The organism is Streptomyces sp. NPDC014006 (assembly GCF_043088925.1).
In the GTDB taxonomy this organism is placed as follows: domain Bacteria; phylum Actinomycetota; class Actinomycetes; order Streptomycetales; family Streptomycetaceae; genus Streptomyces.
In genome coordinates this window covers 1,084,517-1,102,480 of sequence record NZ_JBICAJ010000001.1, presented here as the reverse complement: position 1 = coordinate 1,102,480, position 17,964 = coordinate 1,084,517, and the positions used below count along the sequence as shown (strand labels likewise).

Sequence of the window (17,964 nt, the reverse complement as noted above, 5' to 3'; positions counted from 1 at the left end):
CGCTTTTACAGCGCACCCTTCGTGGACGGGAGGATGCCCGCCGCGCGCGGGTCGCGCTCGGAGGCGTAGCGCAGGGCCCGGGCCAGCGCCTTGAACTGGCACTCCACGATGTGGTGCGCGTTGCGGCCGTAGGGCACGTGCACGTGCAGGGCGACCTGGGCCTGCGCCACGAAGGACTCCAGGATGTGCCGGGTCATCGTGGTGTCGTACTCGCCGATCATCGGCGCCATGTTCTCCGGCTCGGTGTGCACCAGGTAGGGGCGGCCGGAGAGGTCGACGGTGACCTGGGCGAGGGACTCGTCCAGCGGGACCGTGCAGTTGCCGAAGCGGTAGATGCCCACCTTGTCGCCGAGGGCCTGCTTGAACGCGGCGCCCAGCGCGAGGGCGGTGTCCTCGATGGTGTGGTGGGAGTCGATGTGCAGGTCGCCGTCGGTCTTCACGGTCAGGTCGAACAGACCGTGCCGGCCGAGCTGGTCGAGCATGTGGTCGTAGAAGCCGACGCCGGTGGCGATGTCGGTCTTCCCGGTGCCGTCGAGGTCGATCTCGACCAGCACCGAGGTCTCCTTGGTGGTGCGCTCTATGCGTCCAACGCGGCTCATGCCTCAAGCTCCTTCTTCACTTCACGGACCGCGTCGAGGAACGCGTCGTTCTCCTGCGGGGTGCCGGCGGTGACCCGCAGCCATCCCGGCACGCCGTTGTCGCGGACCAGGACACCCCGGTCGAGGATCCTCTGCCAGACCTCGTGGGCGTCGTCGAACCGGCCGAACTGCACGAAGTTGGCGTCCGACGCCGTCACCTCGTAGCCGATGGCCAGCAGTTCGCTCACCAGCCGGTCCCGCTCGGCCTTCAGCTGCTCGACGTAACCGAGCAGCGTGTCGGTGTGCTCCAGCGCGGCCAGCGCGGTCGCCTGGGTGATCGCCGAGAGGTGGTACGGCAGCCGTACCAGCTGGACGGCGTCCACGACGGCCGGGTGCGCGGCGAGATAGCCGAGGCGCAGTCCGGCCGCGCCGAACGCCTTCGACATGGTGCGGGAGACGACGAGGTGCGGGCGGCCTTCGAGCAGCGGCAGCAGCGAGTCGCCGTGACTGAACTCGATGTATGCCTCGTCCGCGATCACGATCGAGGGCTTGGCGGCCTGCGCGGCCTCGTACAGCGCGATCACGGTCTTTGGCGGGACCGCCGTGCCCGTGGGGTTGTTGGGGGTGGTGATGAAGACGACGTCGGGCCGGTTCTCGGCGATCGCCTTCTCTGCGGCGGCGAGGTCGATGGTGAAGTCGTCGTTGCGCGGGCCGGAGATCCAGCCCGTGCCGGTGCCGCGCGCGATGAGCGCGTGCATCGAGTACGACGGCTCGAAGCCGATGGCGGTGCGGCCCGGCCCGCCGAAGGTCTGCAGCAGCTGCTGGATGACCTCGTTGGAGCCGTTGGCCGCCCAGACGTTCGCCAGGGCGACCTCGTAGCCGGACGTGCCGGTCAGGTACTCGGCCAGCTTGGTGCGCAGCTCGACGGCGTCGCGGTCCGGATAGCGGTTGAGGGTGCGGGCCGCCTCGCGCACCCGCTCGGCGATCCGCTCGACCAGCGGCTCGGGCAGCGGGTAGGGGTTCTCGTTGGTGTTCAGCCGTACGGGGACGTCCAGCTGGGGCGCGCCGTAGGGGGACTTGCCGCGCAGCTCGTCCCGTACGGGGAGATCGTCGATCCGGACGTTCACTTGCTCTCCGGCACCTTCCAGTCGAACCTCGCCTTGATCGCAGCGCCGTGCGCGGGCAGGTCCTCCGCCTCCGCCAGCGTCACCACGTGGTGCGCGACCTCGGCCAGCGCGTCCTTCGTGTAGTCGACGATGTGGATGCCGCGCAGGAAGGACTGCACGGACAGGCCGGAGGAGTGGCAGGCGCAGCCGCCGGTGGGCAGGACGTGGTTGGAGCCGGCCGCGTAGTCGCCGAGCGAGACCGGCGCCCAGGGGCCGATGAAGATCGCGCCGGCGTTCTGCACGCGGTCGGCGACCGCGTCGGCGTCGGCGGTCTGGATCTCCAGGTGCTCGGCGCCGTAGGCGTCGACCACGCGCAGACCCTCCTCGACGCCGTTGACCAGCACGATCGCGGACTGGCGGCCCTTGAGGGCGGGCACGATCCGGTCGTCGATGTGCTTGGTGGCCGCGACCTGCGGCTCGAGCTCGCGCTCGACCGCGTCGGCCAGCTCCACGGAGTCGGTGACCAGGACGGCGGCGGCCAGCGGGTCGTGCTCGGCCTGGCTGATCAGGTCGGCGGCGACGTGCACCGGGTCGGCCGTGGCGTCCGCGAGGATCGCGATCTCGGTGGGACCGGCCTCGGCGTCGATGCCGATCTTGCCGGTGAAGTAGCGCTTGGCGGCGGCGACCCAGATGTTGCCGGGGCCGGTGACCATGTTGGCGGGCGGGCAGGACTCGGTGCCGTGGGCGAACATCGCGACGGCCGTGGCGCCGCCCGCGGCGTACACCTCGTCGACGCCGAGCAGGGCGCAGGCGGCGAGGATCGTCGGGTGCGGCAGCCCGCCGAACTCGGCCTGGGCGGGCGAGGCGAGGGCGATCGAGGGCACACCGGCCTCCTGCGCCGGCACGACGTTCATCACGACGGACGAGGGGTAGACGGACCGGCCGCCGGGCGCGTACAGACCGACGCGCTCGACCGGCACCCACTTCTCGGTCACGGTGCCGCCGGGCACGACCTGGGTGGTGTGCGTGGAGCGGCGCTGCGCACGGTGGACGAGACGGGCGCGGCGGATGGACTCCTCCAGGGCCGCGCGCACGGCCGGGTCCAGTTCGTCGAGCGCCTTGGTGAGCGCCTCGGCCGGCACCCGTACCCGTTCCAGCCGGACGCCGTCGAATTTCTCCGCGAAGTCGATCAGTGCCGCGTCGCCACGATGATGCACGGCCTCGCAGATCGGACGCACCTTCTCCAGTGCGGCAGAAACGTCGAAGTCGGCTCGGGGCAGCAGGTCACGCAGGGCGGGGCCCTCAGGAAGGGCGTCGCCGCGCAGATCGATTCGGGAGATCACGGTCTCAATTCTCTCAGACCCGCGCCGAGTGCCGTGCGGCCGTATCAATGGCTGATACACGACGTGGTACGACGCGGGGGTGCGGGCGCGGGACCGCGCGGCCGTGGGGGCGCACGGTCTGTCCGGAACACGACCGTCACTTTCGGTGTTCGGCGTGTCACTCACCGGGCATGAACGGCTGTACGAAGACCGAACCCGCGAGTAGCCGGGGAGGAAGTGAGCGTGGTGACCGAGGAGGTGGGCCTCCACGACACCGGCGATCTGCCGGACGAGCTGACCGCCACGGAAGCCGGCATGTGGCTGGCCTTCCGCAACGGCAGTGTGTACGACCTGAGCAGCGGCGACGTGACCGTCGACGACCCGCACGGCGGGCACCCCTGGGGAGCGGAGCGCACGGTGCGGGCGCGGATCGTGGCCTGGCTGCTGCTGGACGGCCCGCCCGCCCTCGCGGGTCGCGTCTCCGCGCTGAAACTGGTCGGGGTGCAGCTCAGCGGCGCGCTCGACCTCGCGGGCGGCACGGTCGCGCCGTACGTGGAGCTGCGCGGCTGCCGCTTCGAGAGTGACGTGCTGCTGCCGGAGGCCCGCTTCACGACGCTGCGGCTGGTGAACTGCTCGGTGCCGCGGCTGGAGGCCGCGCGGTTGCACACCGAGGGCGATCTGCATCTGCCGCACTGCCGCTTCCACCGCGGCGTCCGGCTCACCGACGCGCACATAGGCACCGATCTGATGCTCAACGAGGCGATCGTGCACCGCGACCGCACCGGCCGGTCCATCGCCGGGGACGGCCTGAGCGTCGGCCAGGACCTGCAGGCCGAGCTGCTCCAGTCCGACGGCGAGCTGAGCCTGCGCGGCGCGAAGATCGGCGTGTCGCTGAGCCTGCGCGGGGCGCGGCTGGCCAACCCGTACGCCCGGCACGCCCTGAACGCCCCGCAGCTGACCGTCGAGCGCACGCTGTACCTGACCCCGGCCGGAATCGGCCAGGCGCTGATGGGTGTCACACCGGCGCAGGGCACGCGGATCCAGGCGTTCGAGTGCCGGGGCGGGGTGCGGCTGGACGACGGGCGGTTCGGGGACGCGGTGGACTTCGAGCGGGCCCGGTTCGCGCTCGGCGAGGAGCAGGAGCTGTCGCTGCGCCGGGTGCAGACACCGGAGCTGCGCTTCCTCGGGGAGCAGCCGCGGCTGGGGCGGGTGGTGCTGTCCGGAGCACGGATCGTCACGCTCATCGACCGGGCGAGCGCCTGGCCGGGTCCGGGGCGGCTGCAGATGGCCGGCTTCACCTACGAGTGCCTGGTGCCGCACGGACCCTTCCCGCTGGCCGAGCGGCTCGGATGGGTGGCCGCGGCGACCGCCGAGTACAACCCGGAGCCGTACGAGCGCCTCGCCGCGGTGCTGCGGGGCGCCGGCGAGGACGAGGACGCGCGCGAGGTGCTGCTCGCCAAGCAGCGCCACCGCCGCGAGACGCTGCCGCTCGCCGCGAAGCTGTGGGGATACGCCCAGGACTGGACGGTGGCCTACGGCTACCGGCCGGGCCGGGCTGCGCTGTGGCTGGCGGTGCTGTGGGCGGCGGGTTCGCTGGCCTTCGCGCAGGCGGGACCGCCGCCGGTGCAGCGCGACGAGCACCCGGCGTGGGATCCGGCGCTGTTCGCCCTGGACCTGCTGCTGCCGGTGATCGACCTGGGCCAGGTCGGGCAGTGGCAGCTGACCAGCGGCTGGCAGTGGCTGGCCGCGGCGCTGGTCCTGCTGGGCTGGGTCCTGGCCACGGCGGTGGCGGCGGGCGCGACACGGCTGTTACGGCGCGGATAGCGCGACCTGCGGTTACCCGAGGTACGCGGCACAGGGGTTCGATAAGTTGAGGAAGGGTCACGTTTTGCTCTTCCTTGACCGCGGGGCGTACAACTTTCGGGAGGTTCCGTGTAGCCACTGGCGCCGTCACGACCAGCGGCTTTTCAATGGTCGACACCATGGCTCTGCTGCTGCCGTTCATCCGCTCGGGCCGGATGACCCCCACCGCCGCGCACCCCGCCGGGCCCGACTCGGACGCCCCCCACGTCCCCGACGACGAGGTGCTCCTCGACGCGCCCGACTCCCGGCTGGCCCCCGTGCTGGTCGCGGTCGCGCGCGGCGACCACGCGCCCGCCGCCGGGCTGCTCGGCGCGACCCGCGCCGCCGCCGAGTGGGAACGCCGGGACCGCTACGTCCTGCGGCTCGCCGCCTTCGCGCACTCGCGCCCCGACTGGCTGGACGCCTGGCGCACGGCCGACCCGCACGACCCGCACGGGCTGGTGGTCGAGGCCCAGCTCGCGGTGGACCGCGCCTGGCGTTCCCCGGCCCGCACCGAGGCGCTGCGCGAGGTGAGCCCGCTGATCACCCGGGCCGCCCGCAGCGACGACGGCGACCCGGTGCCGTGGCGCATCGCGCTGGACCACGCGCGCGGGGCGCGGGCCGGGCACCGGTACTTCGAGGAGCTGTGGGAGGCGGCGGTGCGGCGCGCGCCGCACCACTACGGCTGCCATGTGGCCGCGCTGCGGTATCTGGCCGCCTCCGGGCAGGACGCCCACCGCGCCTGCTTCGACTTCGCCGACCGGGCCGCACAGGACGCGCCGGCCGACTCGTTCGTGCAGGCGCTGCCGTTGCGGGCGGCCTTCGCCTTTCTGATCGGCCCGCGCGGTCCGCGCGCATCGCGCGTGGAGCGCGAACGGCTGGACGCGGCGGCCGACCGGGCGATCGCGCTGTCGGCGCGGCTCGGGCCCCCCGATCCCTGGCCCGCACCCATCCGGAACCTGCTGATCCATGTCCTGGCCCGGCTGGACCGGCCGGGCGACGCGCTGGAGCAGCTGCGGATGAACGGCCCGTACGCCACGTCGTTTCCCTGGGAGCGGCAGTCGGACGACCCGCTGGGGCGGTTTCTGCAGGTACGGGAGGAGCTGCGGGTGGCGGTCTCCGGGAGGCGGTGACGTGTGGTGTCCCGGGTGCCGTGGCCACCGGTGACCACCGCTGGGCGGGTGTCGTGACCGCCGCGGGGGGTGTCGTGACCGCTGCTGGGCGGGTGTCGTGATCACCGTCGGGCGGGTGTCGTGGCGTCCGCAGGGCGGGCGGGGCGGACACGGGTGCCGGGTCGGCCATTAGGCTTTGGCGCCGTGACCACCGTCCGGCTCCCGCTCTTTCCCCTGAACTCGGTGTTGTACCCCGGGCTCGTCCTCCCGTTGAACGTTTTCGAGGAGCGATATCGCGCCATGATGCGCGAGCTGCTCAAGACGCCCGACGACGAACCGCGCCGGTTCGCCGTCGTGGCGATCCGCGACGGCCGCGAGGTCGCGCCCAGTCTGCCCGGCATGCCGGACCAGACGGCGCTGCCCGAGCACGGGCCCGCGGCCGGTTTCGGCACCGATCCGGCGAAGGCCTTCCACTCCGTGGGCTGTATCGCGGACGCGGCGACCGTCCGCGAGCGCGCCGACGGCACCTTCGAGGTGCTGGCGACCGGGACGACGAGGGTGCGGTTGCTGTCGGTCGACGCCTCGGGGCCCTTCCTCACCGCGGAACTCGAGGAGCTCCCCGAAGAGCCCGGCGACGAGGCCGGTGCGCTCGCGGAGGGGGTGCTGCGGGCGTTCCGGCAGTACCAGAAGCGGCTGGCGGGGGCGCGGGAGCGGTCGCTGTCGACCGGTGCGGATCTGCCGGACGAGCCGTCGGTGGTGTCCTACCTGGTCGCGGCCGCCATGATGCTCGACACGCCGGCGAAGCAGCGGCTGCTGCAGGCGCCGGACACGGCGTCCCGGTTGCGGGACGAGCTGAAACTCCTGCGCGCCGAGACGGCGATCATCCGTACGCTGCCGTCGCTGCCCGCGGCGGATCTGACGCGAGGGCCGACGAGTCTGAACTGAACTCGTCAACTCGGGCAGCTCGTTAACTGCTGAACTGATCTTGGGGAACGGCCGGGTATGGCGAAGAAGGCGAAGAAGCAGCAGCAGTCCGCAGGGACGCCGGCGACGGTGGCGCTCGCGGCGGCGGGCGTGGACTTCACGGTCCATGCCTACGACCACGATCCGAGCCATCCCTCGTACGGCGAGGAGGCCGCCGAAGCGATGGGCGTCTCCCCGGAACGGGTGTTCAAGACGCTGGTCGCGGACGTGGACGGCGCGCTGACGGTGGCGGTCGTGCCGGTGGCCGGGCAGCTGGATCTCAAGGCGCTGGCCTCGGCGGTGGGCGGCAAGCGGGCGGCGATGGCCGATCCGGCGCTGGCGGAGCGCACGACGGGGTATGTGCGTGGGGGGATCTCGCCGCTGGGGCAGCGGAAGCGGCTGCGGACGGTGCTGGACGCGTCGGCTTCTTCGTTCGACACGATTCGTGTTTCTGCGGGGCGTCGGGGGCTGGAGGTCGAACTGTCCCCGGGGGATCTGGCGAAGCTGACGGAGGCGGTGCTCGCGCCGATCGGGCGGGGGTAGCTTTTCGGGCGCGGGTCGGGTTGTGGCTGGTCGCGCAGTTCCCCGCGCCCCTTTTATGCCTGCGGCGGCCCGTCGCTGTCCGGTGGGTGGCTGGTGTCGCGCCTGCGGTTCGTTGTGGGTCGGGGCCGGGGTGGGGGGTGTCCGGCATCTGGCTTGGCTGCGGGCAGTCGTGCCTCCCCCAGGCTCTTCGAGCAGGGGGACCCCCAGGGCGGCACGGGTGGGCGCAGCGGCACCCGGCCGGCGCCGGCGAGCCCACCTTTGGCAAGTGCCACTCGGTGCGGACGCACCTACGCCGGCGGCACCCCGTAACCTCCCAGCGGCTCCGGGTCTCGGGGGCCGAAGAGGGCTGTGAGGCCGAGGTGGACCAGTAGGGCCGCCAACGGCCACGCCAGCAGCGCGCCCTTCGCTCCCAGCTTCAGCGGCGCGGAGAACGTGACGCCCTCGCCCACCGCCTTCGCGTGGGCGATGACGTCGGATCCCGGGCCGAGCCATACGCCCAGGCGCCAGGCCAGCAGCGACGCGAGCAGGCCGCCGACGCCCAGGCCGGCCACCAGCGGCACGCCCCCGCGCCGTCGCCACAGGAATACGGCGATCCCGCTGAGCACGCCGAACGCGAGCGCCAGCAGCGTGAACGTTCCGTCGACGCCGATCGCCTGCTCGCCCTCGCTGTCCTTGAGGTAGACGACCCAGCTGTCGTCCACGACGCTGCCCACCAGCGGCACGTGCGGGGCGAGCCACCACCACAGCACCCCGAACAGCAGGCCCGCGATGGTCACCGCCCCGGTGACCACGGCGGCCTCACGCAGTTCCGTCTTCATCCCGGGCCCGTCCTGTCCGTACACGGCGTCCTGCGGCGCAGGAGTCACATACCCGTATCCGTCCGCGGCAGGCGGACCGGCCTGGTCGGAGGAGTACGAGGAGTGGTTGTGCGGCCCGGTGGGCGGTGTCAGCGGTGCGGTCACCCCCACATCGTGCCAGGTGCGCCCGCGGGCCGCGTCACCGGACGGCGGCCCGCCGGTACGCCCAGGTGGCGACCGCCAGCGACGCCATCCCGACCCCGGCGCACACGGCGAGGTCACCGAGCACGTACGCCCAGTCGGGGCTCGCCGCGAAGGTCCGCGCGAGGGCCTCGACGCCGTAGGTGGACGGCAGCAGGTCACGGGCCAGTCGTACGACCTCCGGCATCCGGTCGGCCGGCAGCACGCCCAGCAGCAGCGCCGCGGACATGCCCAGCTGGCCCAGGAGCGTGGCCAGTTCCGGGCGCGGGGCGAGCAGGCCGCAGGCCGCGCCGAGCCCGGACAGCGCGGCGCCGGCGAGCGGGATGACGGCGGCCAGCACCCACAGGTGGGTCAGCGGCAGCCCGAACAGCACGCATCCGAAGACGGCGGTGACCACCGTGCCCGGCACCGTGAAGGACGCGTACGCGGCCGCCGCGCCCAGCACCACGGCGGCCGGCGGTACCGGCAGCGTGGCGTAGTGGTCGAGGCCGCCGCTCGCGCGCAGCTGCCCGAAGTACTGAGCGAGCAGGTTGAGCGCGACGAACGCGACGACCAGCACCGCGGACCCGGCGACGACCGCCTCGGCCTCGTTGCCGCCGTCCACCACCCCGCGCATCATGACCAGGATGCCGATGGACTGGAAGGTCGCCACGAACAGCAGCGGGATCCGCGCGACCCGCGCCCGGGACAGCTGCGCCCGGTAGACGGCGCCCAGCGACGGCCACAGCCGGGCGCGCGGCCCGAGCTCGGCCGGGGCCGCCGGGGCGGCGGCCCGGGCCACGCCCCGGGCGCTGCCCGACAGACTCTCGGCGGGTACGACACTCACGTGGAGCTGCTCCTTGTCGGTACGGCACTCGCCCGGCTCATGCCTTCACCAGCCCCTGCCGTGCGGCGCCGCCCAGGGCCAGGTAGACGTCCTCCAGGCTGGGTGTGGCGAGCGTGAAGTCGTCCAGCGCCGCGAAGGCGGCACCGCCGGTGACGGTCGCGACGACCGCGCGGGCCTCCTCGGGCGCGAGCCGGAGCGTCCAGCGGCGCCCGGACTCGGTGGCGCGGTCGCGCAGCGCGGCGACCTCCGGCACGTCCAGCGGGGCACGCTCGCGCCACACCAGTTCGACCCGGACCTCGTCGGCGACCTGCTCCTTGAGGCCGGTGGGTGTGTCGCAGGCGATGACCCGGCCCCGGTCGAGCACGGCGACCCGGTCGAGGACGGTCTCGGCCTCGATGACGTTGTGGGTGACCAGCAGCACGGTCGTGCCGCGTTCGGCGCGGCGGCGGTCGACGGCGGACCACACAGCGCGGCGGGCCACGGGGTCCATGCCGGTGGTGGGTTCGTCGAGGACGAGCAGCGGCCGTTCACCGACCAGCGCGGCGGCGAAACAGGCGAGCCTGCGCTGGCCGCCGGACAGCTTCTTCAGCGGGCGTCCGGCGATCGGCGTGAGGCCCAGTTCCTCCAGTACGGAATCCCGCTCGGCGCGCGCCCGGCGGATGTCCAGGCCGCGCAGCCGTCCGGTGGTCTCGGCGGCCAGCGACACGGTCAGCTCGTCGAGAGCGGTGGACTCCTGGCCGAGGTAGGCGAGGATGCGGGCGGCCCGCTCCGGGTGGCGGACGATGTCGTGCCCGAGGATCTCCACACTGCCCGCGTCGGGGCGCATCAGCCCGGTGAGCTGGCGGACGAGGGTGGACTTGCCGGCGCCGTTCGGCCCGAGCAGACCGAAGATCTCGCCCCGCCGGATGTCCAGCCGTACGTCGTCGGTGGCGCGCACCTCGGGCGTGCCGGGGGCACCGCGCCGGGCCCGCACGGCCGGATACGTCTTGATCAGTCCGCGCACCGCACAGACGACCTCACCGAGGGGCCGTTCCGATGGTGCCGTGCGCGTACTCACAAAGGACGAGACTACGGGGTCGGGGGGCTTTACTTGCCGTTGGGGCGGTTTACCGCCACCGGCTCAGTCCCCCGCCCCGGCGGGTTCCGCTGTCGTCGGGACGTCGATCTCTCTCCAGAAGCCCGCCCGGATGGCGTAGCGGTCGTGCTCGTCGATCTGGTCGTCCTTGTGGGCGAGGAGGCCGAAGCGGGCGGCGTAGCGCAGCAGCTCGCCGTCGATGCGGTGCGGGATGCGCGGGTACATGCCGGACAGCCGCTGGAGGTGGACCGGGTCGCCGAGGCGGGCGATCCAGCGGCGGGCGAAGACCTGCCCCACCTCGTAGGGGTCGCCGCCGACGGTGGTGATGTCCTCCTCGCGGTCGGCCCAGCGCTGCTCGGCGGTGGTCAGCTGGGCGAGCGTGGGCATGGCGGCGGCCTCGGGCGGCTCGGAGGGGGTGCCGGGGCGGTCGACCCAGCCCTTGTCGGAGGACCAGCGCAGGGTCGCCGTCGTGGGCTGCTGCGGGGCGGCGGGCGCGCCGGCGCGCAGTTCGGCGAGGTCCTTGGGGGTCGGGACGCCTTTGGCGCCGGGGACGCGGTCCTGCGAGCCGTTGCGCCCGGCGGCCCCGGGCGTGTGCTCGTCCTCGCGCGGGGGCCGCTCGGCTGTGGTGAGCCCGGACTCGGGCAGGGGCGCGGAGAGGATCGCGGCGATCTCGGGGCGGGGCGCGGGCGGCGGAGCGCACACGCCGGTGAGTTCCTTGGCGCGCACGGCCCGGGTGATCCAGACGCGGTCCAGTACCCGCCGCTCGTCGGCCTCGGCGACCAGGTCCTCGGACTGGTTGTAGTCGCCGTCTGCGGCCTGCACGGCCCACAGGTGTACGGCGACGCCGTGCTCCTTGGCGGACATCATGCCCGGCAGCAGATCGCCGTCACCGGTGACGAGGACGATGTCGGAGCAGGCGCGGTTGCGGGCCAGCTCGGTCAGCTCGGCGTGCATGGCGGCGTCCACGCCCTTCTGCGCCCAGCGGCCGTCACTGCGGGTGAGGGCGCCCAGGCGGACGGTGACGCGGGGCATGACGCGCAGCCGGCGGTGTTCGGGCTGCGGAACGCGGTCGGGGGCGCCGTCGAACCAGTAGATCCGCAGCAGCGGCTGCTGGGTGTCGGCCTCGGCGCGTTCGCGCAGGCCCTGGATGAGGGCGGCGTGGTCGACGGTGATGCGGGACCGGGAGGGCTCCCCCGCGAGGAGGCTGGCGGCGGCCCCCAGCAGGTACCCGGCGTCCACCAGGACGATGCAGCGGTCCACGCGACTCACCCTCTTCCTGGGAGGTTTGCTTCGGGCTTCCTTCGAGTCTGCCCGACCGGGCGGAGGTTAACGGCCGGAACTCGATCTTCGGCGTGGCGTTTCGGTGCGGTGCGACTCCAGAGTCCTTGTCACGCACGGTAATTGTCCGATATGCGCTTGTTGTCAGTCTATGTGAATCTGGTCGCGGCCCTGGCCCCTAGATCCCCCACAGGAGGCATCACCATGGCCAAGAACAAGAACCGTGATCGTAAGCAGCGTCCGACCGAGCGTGGTCAGCAGGCGACCCGGCAGCCGGCGATGGACACCGAGTCGCAGCCCGAGGTGGAGGCGACCCCCGGTGACGTCGCCACCCGCAAGCGGAAGCGCAGCTTCGGCCACAACTGAACACGCGTGACGGGTCCCTTGCGATCCAGGCAATGACGAGGGGCGCACCCGGTACCGGGTGCGCCCCTCCTGCGCGTTCGCCGATCAGCCCGCCAGGCAGGACGGGCCCAGCAGCACCTTCAGGTCGCCGAACAGAGCCGGGTCGGGCTTGACCCGGTGCCGGTCCAGACGCAGCACGGTCGTCTTGGTCGGGCCCTGGAGCCTGATCCGGACCTCGCTGTCGCCCTTGTGGTGGCTGAGGATCTCGCCGAGCCGGCTGACCATGGGCGGGGTGACCCTGGTGGCGGGGATGGTGAGGACCACGGGCGCGTTGGTTCCCGCGTTGGACAGGTCCGGGACCATCAGCTCCATGGCGACCAGACGCGGCACGTCCTCCCGCTTGTCGAGCCGTCCCTTGACGAACACGACGGCGTCCTCGACCAGTTGGGTGGAGACCAGCTGGTAGGTGGCCGGGAAGAACATGCACTCGATGGAGCCCGCGAGGTCCTCCACGGTGGCGATCGCCCAGGCGTTGCCCTGCTTGGTCATCTTGCGCTGCAGGCCGGAGATGATGCCGCCGATCGTCACGACCGCGCCGTCCGCGTGCTCACCGCCGGTGAGCTGGGAGATGCCCGCGTCGGCCTTGTCGGACAGGATGTGCTCCAGGCCGAAGAGCGGGTGGTCGGAGACGTACAGACCGAGCATCTCCCGCTCCTGGGCGAGGAGGTAGGTCTTGTCCCACTCCTCGTCCGTGAACTGCACGTCGAGTCCGAAGCCGGGCTCGCTGGACGTCTCCTCGCCCATCCCGCCGAAGAGGTCGAACTGTCCCTCGGCCTCCTTGCGCTTGACCGCGACCACGTTGTCGATCATCGGCTCGTACTGCGCCGTCAGGCCCTTGCGGGTGTGGCCCATCTCGTCGAAGGCGCCGGCCTTGATCAGCGACTCGGTGGTGCGCTTGTTGCAGACGACCGCGTCGACCTTGTCGAGGTAGTCGGGGAAGGAGGTGTACTTCCCCTTGGTCTTGCGGCACTTGATGATCGACTCGACGACGTTGGTGCCGACGTTGCGCACGGCGGACAGGCCGAAGAGGATCACGTCGTCGCCCTGCGCGGCGAAGTTCGCCTCGGACTCGTTGACGTTCGGCGGGAGCACCTTGATGCCCATGCGGCGGCACTCGTTGAGGTAGACGGCCGACTTGTCCTTGTCGTCCTTGACCGAGGTCAGCAGCGCGGCCATGTACTCGGCGGGGTGGTTCGCCTTGAGGTAGGCGGTCCAGTAGGACACCAGGCCGTACGCGGCGGAGTGCGCCTTGTTGAAGGCGTAGCCGGCGAAGGGCACCAGCACGTCCCACAGCGCCTGGATCGCCTCGTCGCTGTAGCCGTTCTTGCGGGCACCGGCCTGGAAGATGGTGAAGTTCTTCGCCAGCTCGTCGGGCTTCTTCTTGCCCATCACGCGGCGGAGGATGTCGGCCTCGCCGAGCGAGTAGCCGGCGATGATCTGGGCGGCCTTCTGCACCTGCTCCTGGTAGACGATCAGGCCGTAGGTGACGTCCAGGACCTCCTTGAGCGGCGCTTCCAGCTCGGGGTGGATCGGCGTGATCTCCTGCTGGCCGTTCTTGCGCAGCGCGTAGTTCGTGTGGGAGTTCATGCCCATCGGGCCCGGGCGGTACAGGGCCGACACGGCGGAGATGTCTTCGAAGTTGTCGGGCTTCATCAGCCGCAGCAGCGAGCGCATGGGGCCGCCGTCGAACTGGAAGACGCCGAGGGTGTCGCCGCGCTGGAGCAGCTCGAAGGTCGTGGGGTCGTCGAGCGGGAGGCTGAGGAGATCGATGTCGATCCCCTTGTTCGCCTTCACCATCTTGACGGCGTCGTCCATGATCGTGAGGTTGCGCAGGCCCAGGAAGTCCATCTTCAGCAGGCCGAGCGACTCACAGCTCGGGTAGTCCCACTGGGTGATGGTGACGCCGTCGGTGTGCCGCACCCAGACCGGGACGTGGTCGACGATGGGCTCGCTGGACATGATCACGCCGGCCGCGTGCACGCCCATCTGCCGCACCAGGCCCTCCACACCGCGTGCGGTGTCGATGACCTTCTTCACGTCCGGTTCGTTCTCGTACATCCCGCGGACCTCGCCGGCCTCGCTGTAGCGGGGGTGGCCGGGGTCGGTGATGCCGGACAGCGGGATGCCCTTGCCGAGGACGTCGGCGGGCATCGCCTTGGTGATGCGGTCGCCCATGGCGTACGGGTAGCCCAGCACGCGCGCGGAGTCCTTGATCGCGTTCTTCGCCTTGATGGTGCCGTAGGTGCCGATCATGGCGACCTTGTCGGCGCCGTACTTCTCGGTCACGTACCGGATCACCTCGACGCGCCGGCGCTCGTCGAAGTCGATGTCGACATCGGGCATGGAGATGCGCTCGGGGTTGAGGAACCGCTCGAAGATCAGGCCGTGCGGGATCGGGTCGAGGTCGGTGATGCCCATGGCGTAGGCGACGATCGAGCCGGCCGCCGATCCTCGGCCGGGGCCGACGGCGATGCCCTGCTTCTTCGCCCACATGATGAAGTCGGCGACCACGAGGAAGTAGCCCGGGAAGCCCATCGAGATGATGACGTCCATCTCGTACTCGGCCTGCTTCTGGCGGTCCTCCGGGACGCCGCCGGGGAAGCGGCGCTCCATGCCGCGGCGGACCTCCTCCTGGAACCAGGTGACCTCGGTGTAGCCCTCCGGGATGTCGAACTTGGGCATCAGGTCGCGCTTCTCGAACATGCCGGTGGTGTCGACCATCTCGGCGACCAGGAGCGTGTTGGCGCAGCCCTCCTGCCAGGCGTCCGAGGAGTCGATGGCGTACATCTCGTCCGTGGACTTCAGGTAGTAGCCGGTGCCGTCGAACTTGAAGCGGTCGGGGTCGGAGAGGTTCTTGCCGGTCTGGATGCACAGCAGGGCGTCGTGCGCCTGCGCCTCGTGCGCGTAGGTGTAGTGCGAGTCGTTGGTGACCAGCGGGGGGATGCCGAGCTTCTTGCCGATCTCCAGCAGGCCGTCGCGGACCCGGCGCTCGATCTCGATGCCGTGGTCCATCAGCTCCAGGAAGTACTTGTCCTTGCCGAAGATGTCCTGGTAGTCGGCCGCGGCCTTGAGGGCCTCGTCGAAGTGGCCGAGGCGCAGCCGGGTCTGCACCTCGCCGGAGGGGCAGCCGGTGGAGGCGACGATGCCCTCGGACCACTGGGCGATGGTCTCCTTGTCCATCCGGGGCCACTTCTGCAGCCAGCCCTCGGCATAGGCGTCGGAGGAGAGCCGGAAGAGGTTGTGCAGGCCGGTGCTGTTCACCGCCCACATCGTCTTGTGGGTGTAACCACCCGAACCCGAGACGTCGTCCCTCTTCTGGTGCGGCTGGCCCCACTGGATCTTGCGCTTGTTACGCCGGGACTCGGGGGCGACATACGCCTCGATCCCGATGATCGGGGTGATTCCGGCCTTCTTCGCAGTGTGGAAGAAGTCGTACGCGCCGTGCAGGTTGCCGTGGTCGGACATGGCGATGTGCGTCATGCCCATCTCGTTGCACGCGTTGAACATGTCCTTCAGCCGCGCGGCACCGTCCAGCAGCGAGTACTGGGTGTGGACGTGCAGGTGCGTGAACGGCGGCTTCGACACTGTGTGGCCTCCAGCGGAAAACAGTCGGCAACGGATGGGCGGACGATTGTGGATTCAGCGTCGAAGTCTATGCCGCAGGACTGACAGCGGCCGGGCACTACGGCGTACCTTCATCCGTTGGAAGCGGCGAAGACGCTTCGCACACCCACTGCACCACCTGCACCAGGAGGCACCCCGCGATGTCGGTACCCCAGCTCAGCGACGAGCAGCGCGGTGAGGAGATTCTCACCGTCTTCGACACCGCCTTCGGCGAGCTCCTGGCCGCCGACCCGGCCGCGTTCCGGGTGAAGTTCCGCAAGATGGCGGCCTCGGCGTTCGCGTTCTACCGGGGTACGGCGTGCCTCTTCTACCACGATGTGGACGAGGACAAGCGGGGCGGCCCGTTCCTGGACGACCGCACCTCGCGCGTGTGGATCCACGGCGATCTGCACGCGGAGAACTTCGGCACGTACATGGACTCCACCGGCCGTCTGATCTTCAACGTCAACGACTTCGACGAGGCCTACGTCGGCCCCTTCACCTGGGACCTGAAGCGCTTCTCCGCCTCCATCGCGCTCGTCGGGTACGCGAAGGCGCTCAGCGACGAGCAGATAACGGAACTGGTGCGCATCTACGCGGGCGCCTACCGCGAGCGGATCCATGCCCTGGCCACCGGCGCCAAGAGCGACGAGGTGCCGCCGTTCACGCTGGACACCGCCCAGGGCCCGCTCCTGGACGCGCTGCGTGACGCCCGCTCGCTGACCCGGTTCGGGCTGCTGGACTCGATGACGGAGATCCGCGACTTCGAGCGCCGCTTCGCCCCCGGCGGTGGCGCCATCGAGCTGGACGCGGCCACCCGCTACAAGGTGCTGGCCGCCTTCGACGGCTATCTGGAGACGCTGCCGGAGACCTCGCTGACCCGCCCGGACTCCTACCGCGTCAAGGACGTCGTCGGCCGCCGCGGTATCGGCATCGGCTCGGCCGGCCTGCCGTCGTACAACATCCTGCTGGAGGGGCACAGCGACGCCCTGGAGAACGACGTCGTGATCTACATCAAGCAGGCCCAGACCCCGGCCGTCTCCCGGCACATCACGGACCGGTCGATCCGCGACTACTTCCAGCACGAGGGTCATCGCACGGTGATCTCGCAGCGCGCCCTGCAGGCGCACGCGGACCCGTGGCTGGGCTGGACCGAGCTGGACGGCACCGGTCAGCTGGTCGCCGAGGTGTCGCCGTACGCGGTCGACCTGGACTGGGGCGACATCGACGACCCGGAGGAGATCGCGAGCGTCGTCGCCGACCTCGGCCGGGCGACGGCCACCATGCACGCGGCGGCCGACGACACCTCGGGCGAGTCGCTGGTGCCGTTCTCCACCGAGCGGGCCATCGACGCGGCGATCGCCGCCGACGAGGAGGGCTTCGCGCCGCTGCTGGTCGACTTCGCGCACACCTACGGGGCACGCGCGCGTGCCGACCACCAGACCTTCCTCGACCTGTTCCGCAACGGCCGCATTCCGGGGCTGTGAGCCGCACGATGACGGTGTGAGCTCTCACAGGGACCCTTTAGGGTTCCCTTACCGGAGCTCGTGCCACACTCTTGACTCGCTATGGACATATCCGGGACCCACCTCAGAGCGCTCCGCGCGGCGCTGTTCACGGCACTCGTCGTGACGGTCAGCGCCGCGTCGCACGTGCTGCTGTCCCGGGTCCCGCTGCCCGCCAACACGGTCGCCGCGGTCGCGGTGGCCGTGTTCGCGCCCGCCTACGCCCTGGCGGGCCGCGAGCGGGGCTTCGGCCGGATCGCCGCGCTGTTGATCCCGCTGGAGCTGGCCGCGGACACCCTGTTCACCACAGGGCAGCACCTCTGCTACGGCGCGGCGGGCGGCCCGGTCGCCGGTCCGCTGCGCTCGGTGGGCTGGGACGTGCTGTGCGGCAACCGCGCCGTCGGCACCCCGCTGGCCCGGATGACCGGCACGGACACCGACCGGCTCCCGGCCCTGCTCTCCCACGCCGACCCGGCGACGGCCTGGCTGCTGCTCGCCGCGCACGTGAGCGTCGGTCTGCTCGCCGCCGCCTGGCTGCGCCGGGGCGAACGGGCACTGACGCAGCTGGTGCGGGCGGTGGCCGCGACCTCCTTCCGGCCGCTGCTGCTGGCCGTCGCCGCGGTGGCCGTCCGGCCGGCCGGCCCGGCCCGCCGGCTGCCACGCCCCGTCCGCCGTACGGCCGCGCTCCGCGGTCCGCTGCTCGCGCACTCCCTGGGACGGCGCGGACCGCCCCGCTCACCGGTGTTCGCCTGACCGTTCGTGCCCGAACGCGCACGACGGGCGAACGCCCGAGCCCGGCAGTCCCCCT

General features: G+C 71.5%; 15 protein-coding genes. 7 read left to right on the top strand and 8 right to left on the bottom strand.

The annotated features are described in order from the left end of the window. Positions 1-5 precede the first annotated feature (5 nt). The 3 genes from hisB to hisD are packed head-to-tail and all read right to left on the bottom strand — an operon-like array spanning position 6 to position 3,027. Positions 6-599 carry an imidazoleglycerol-phosphate dehydratase HisB gene (gene hisB / locus ACF1GV_RS05040; protein ID WP_363269143.1) on the bottom strand — a complete coding sequence of 198 codons (594 nt, stop codon included), beginning with the start codon at positions 597-599 and terminating at the stop codon, positions 6-8. Further along, positions 596-1,705, bottom strand: a complete 1,110-nt coding sequence (locus ACF1GV_RS05035; protein ID WP_391677930.1) for a histidinol-phosphate transaminase — start codon at positions 1,703-1,705, stop codon at positions 596-598. Before ACF1GV_RS05035 ends, hisB begins: the two co-directional genes overlap by 4 nt. After that, positions 1,702-3,027, bottom strand: a complete 1,326-nt coding sequence (hisD, locus tag ACF1GV_RS05030; RefSeq protein WP_391677928.1) for a histidinol dehydrogenase — start codon at positions 3,025-3,027, stop codon at positions 1,702-1,704. The genes ACF1GV_RS05035 and hisD overlap by 4 nt, the downstream gene beginning before the upstream one ends. Positions 3,028-3,252: 225 nt before the next feature. Here hisD and ACF1GV_RS05025 point away from each other — a divergent pair, with 225 nt between their 5' ends. From ACF1GV_RS05025 to ybaK, 4 genes are all read left to right on the top strand, one after another. Beyond that, the gene (locus tag ACF1GV_RS05025) at positions 3,253-4,830 is read left to right on the top strand and encodes an oxidoreductase (protein ID WP_391678496.1); all 1,578 of its coding nucleotides are present in this window, start codon (positions 3,253-3,255) and stop codon (positions 4,828-4,830) included. Between the two features lie 146 nt (positions 4,831-4,976). Continuing rightward, on the top strand, positions 4,977-5,981 hold the full coding sequence (locus ACF1GV_RS05020; protein WP_391677926.1) for a hypothetical protein: 1,005 nt from the start codon (positions 4,977-4,979) through the stop codon (positions 5,979-5,981). Positions 5,982-6,164: 183 nt separating this feature from the next. After that, positions 6,165-6,905: an LON peptidase substrate-binding domain-containing protein gene (locus ACF1GV_RS05015; protein ID WP_363269138.1), complete on the top strand. Its 741-nt coding sequence runs from the start codon at positions 6,165-6,167 to the stop codon at positions 6,903-6,905. Positions 6,906-6,962: 57 nt separating this feature from the next. Continuing rightward, on the top strand, positions 6,963-7,466 hold the full coding sequence (gene ybaK / locus ACF1GV_RS05010) for a Cys-tRNA(Pro) deacylase (RefSeq protein WP_391677923.1): 504 nt from the start codon (positions 6,963-6,965) through the stop codon (positions 7,464-7,466). A 287-nt stretch (positions 7,467-7,753) separates the two neighbouring features. Here the strand turns inward: ybaK and ACF1GV_RS05005 are convergent, their stop codons facing one another. From ACF1GV_RS05005 to ACF1GV_RS04990, 4 genes are all read right to left on the bottom strand, one after another. After that, the gene (locus ACF1GV_RS05005; RefSeq protein WP_391677921.1) at positions 7,754-8,428 is read right to left on the bottom strand and encodes an AAA family ATPase; all 675 of its coding nucleotides are present in this window, start codon (positions 8,426-8,428) and stop codon (positions 7,754-7,756) included. 34 nt (positions 8,429-8,462) lie between these two features. Beyond that, a complete protein-coding gene (locus ACF1GV_RS05000) occupies positions 8,463-9,290 on the bottom strand; it encodes an ABC transporter permease (RefSeq protein WP_391677918.1) in 828 nt (275 codons plus the stop codon). Between the two features lie 37 nt (positions 9,291-9,327). Beyond that, entirely contained in the window at positions 9,328-10,347 is a 1,020-nt protein-coding gene (locus tag ACF1GV_RS04995) for an ABC transporter ATP-binding protein (protein ID WP_391677915.1), read from the bottom strand. Positions 10,348-10,410: 63 nt separating this feature from the next. Continuing rightward, on the bottom strand, positions 10,411-11,625 hold the full coding sequence (locus ACF1GV_RS04990) for an NYN domain-containing protein (RefSeq protein WP_391677914.1): 1,215 nt from the start codon (positions 11,623-11,625) through the stop codon (positions 10,411-10,413). A gap of 222 nt (positions 11,626-11,847) precedes the next feature. On the opposite strand from ACF1GV_RS04990, the gene ACF1GV_RS04985 reads away from it, so the two are divergent. Further along, a complete protein-coding gene (locus ACF1GV_RS04985; protein ID WP_363267206.1) occupies positions 11,848-12,009 on the top strand; it encodes a hypothetical protein in 162 nt (53 codons plus the stop codon). A gap of 84 nt (positions 12,010-12,093) precedes the next feature. On the opposite strand, the gene dnaE is transcribed toward ACF1GV_RS04985, so the two are convergent. After that, a complete protein-coding gene (gene dnaE / locus ACF1GV_RS04980; RefSeq protein WP_391677912.1) occupies positions 12,094-15,633 on the bottom strand; it encodes a DNA polymerase III subunit alpha in 3,540 nt (1,179 codons plus the stop codon). A 179-nt stretch (positions 15,634-15,812) separates the two neighbouring features. Here dnaE and ACF1GV_RS04975 point away from each other — a divergent pair, with 179 nt between their 5' ends. Both ACF1GV_RS04975 and ACF1GV_RS04970 read left to right on the top strand, forming a co-directional pair. Beyond that, on the top strand, positions 15,813-17,138 hold the full coding sequence (locus tag ACF1GV_RS04975; protein ID WP_391677909.1) for a DUF2252 domain-containing protein: 1,326 nt from the start codon (positions 15,813-15,815) through the stop codon (positions 17,136-17,138). A gap of 81 nt (positions 17,139-17,219) precedes the next feature. Beyond that, positions 17,220-17,909, top strand: coding sequence for a hypothetical protein (locus ACF1GV_RS04970; RefSeq protein WP_391677907.1), 690 nt, complete (start codon positions 17,220-17,222; stop codon positions 17,907-17,909). Positions 17,910-17,964 lie beyond the last annotated feature (55 nt).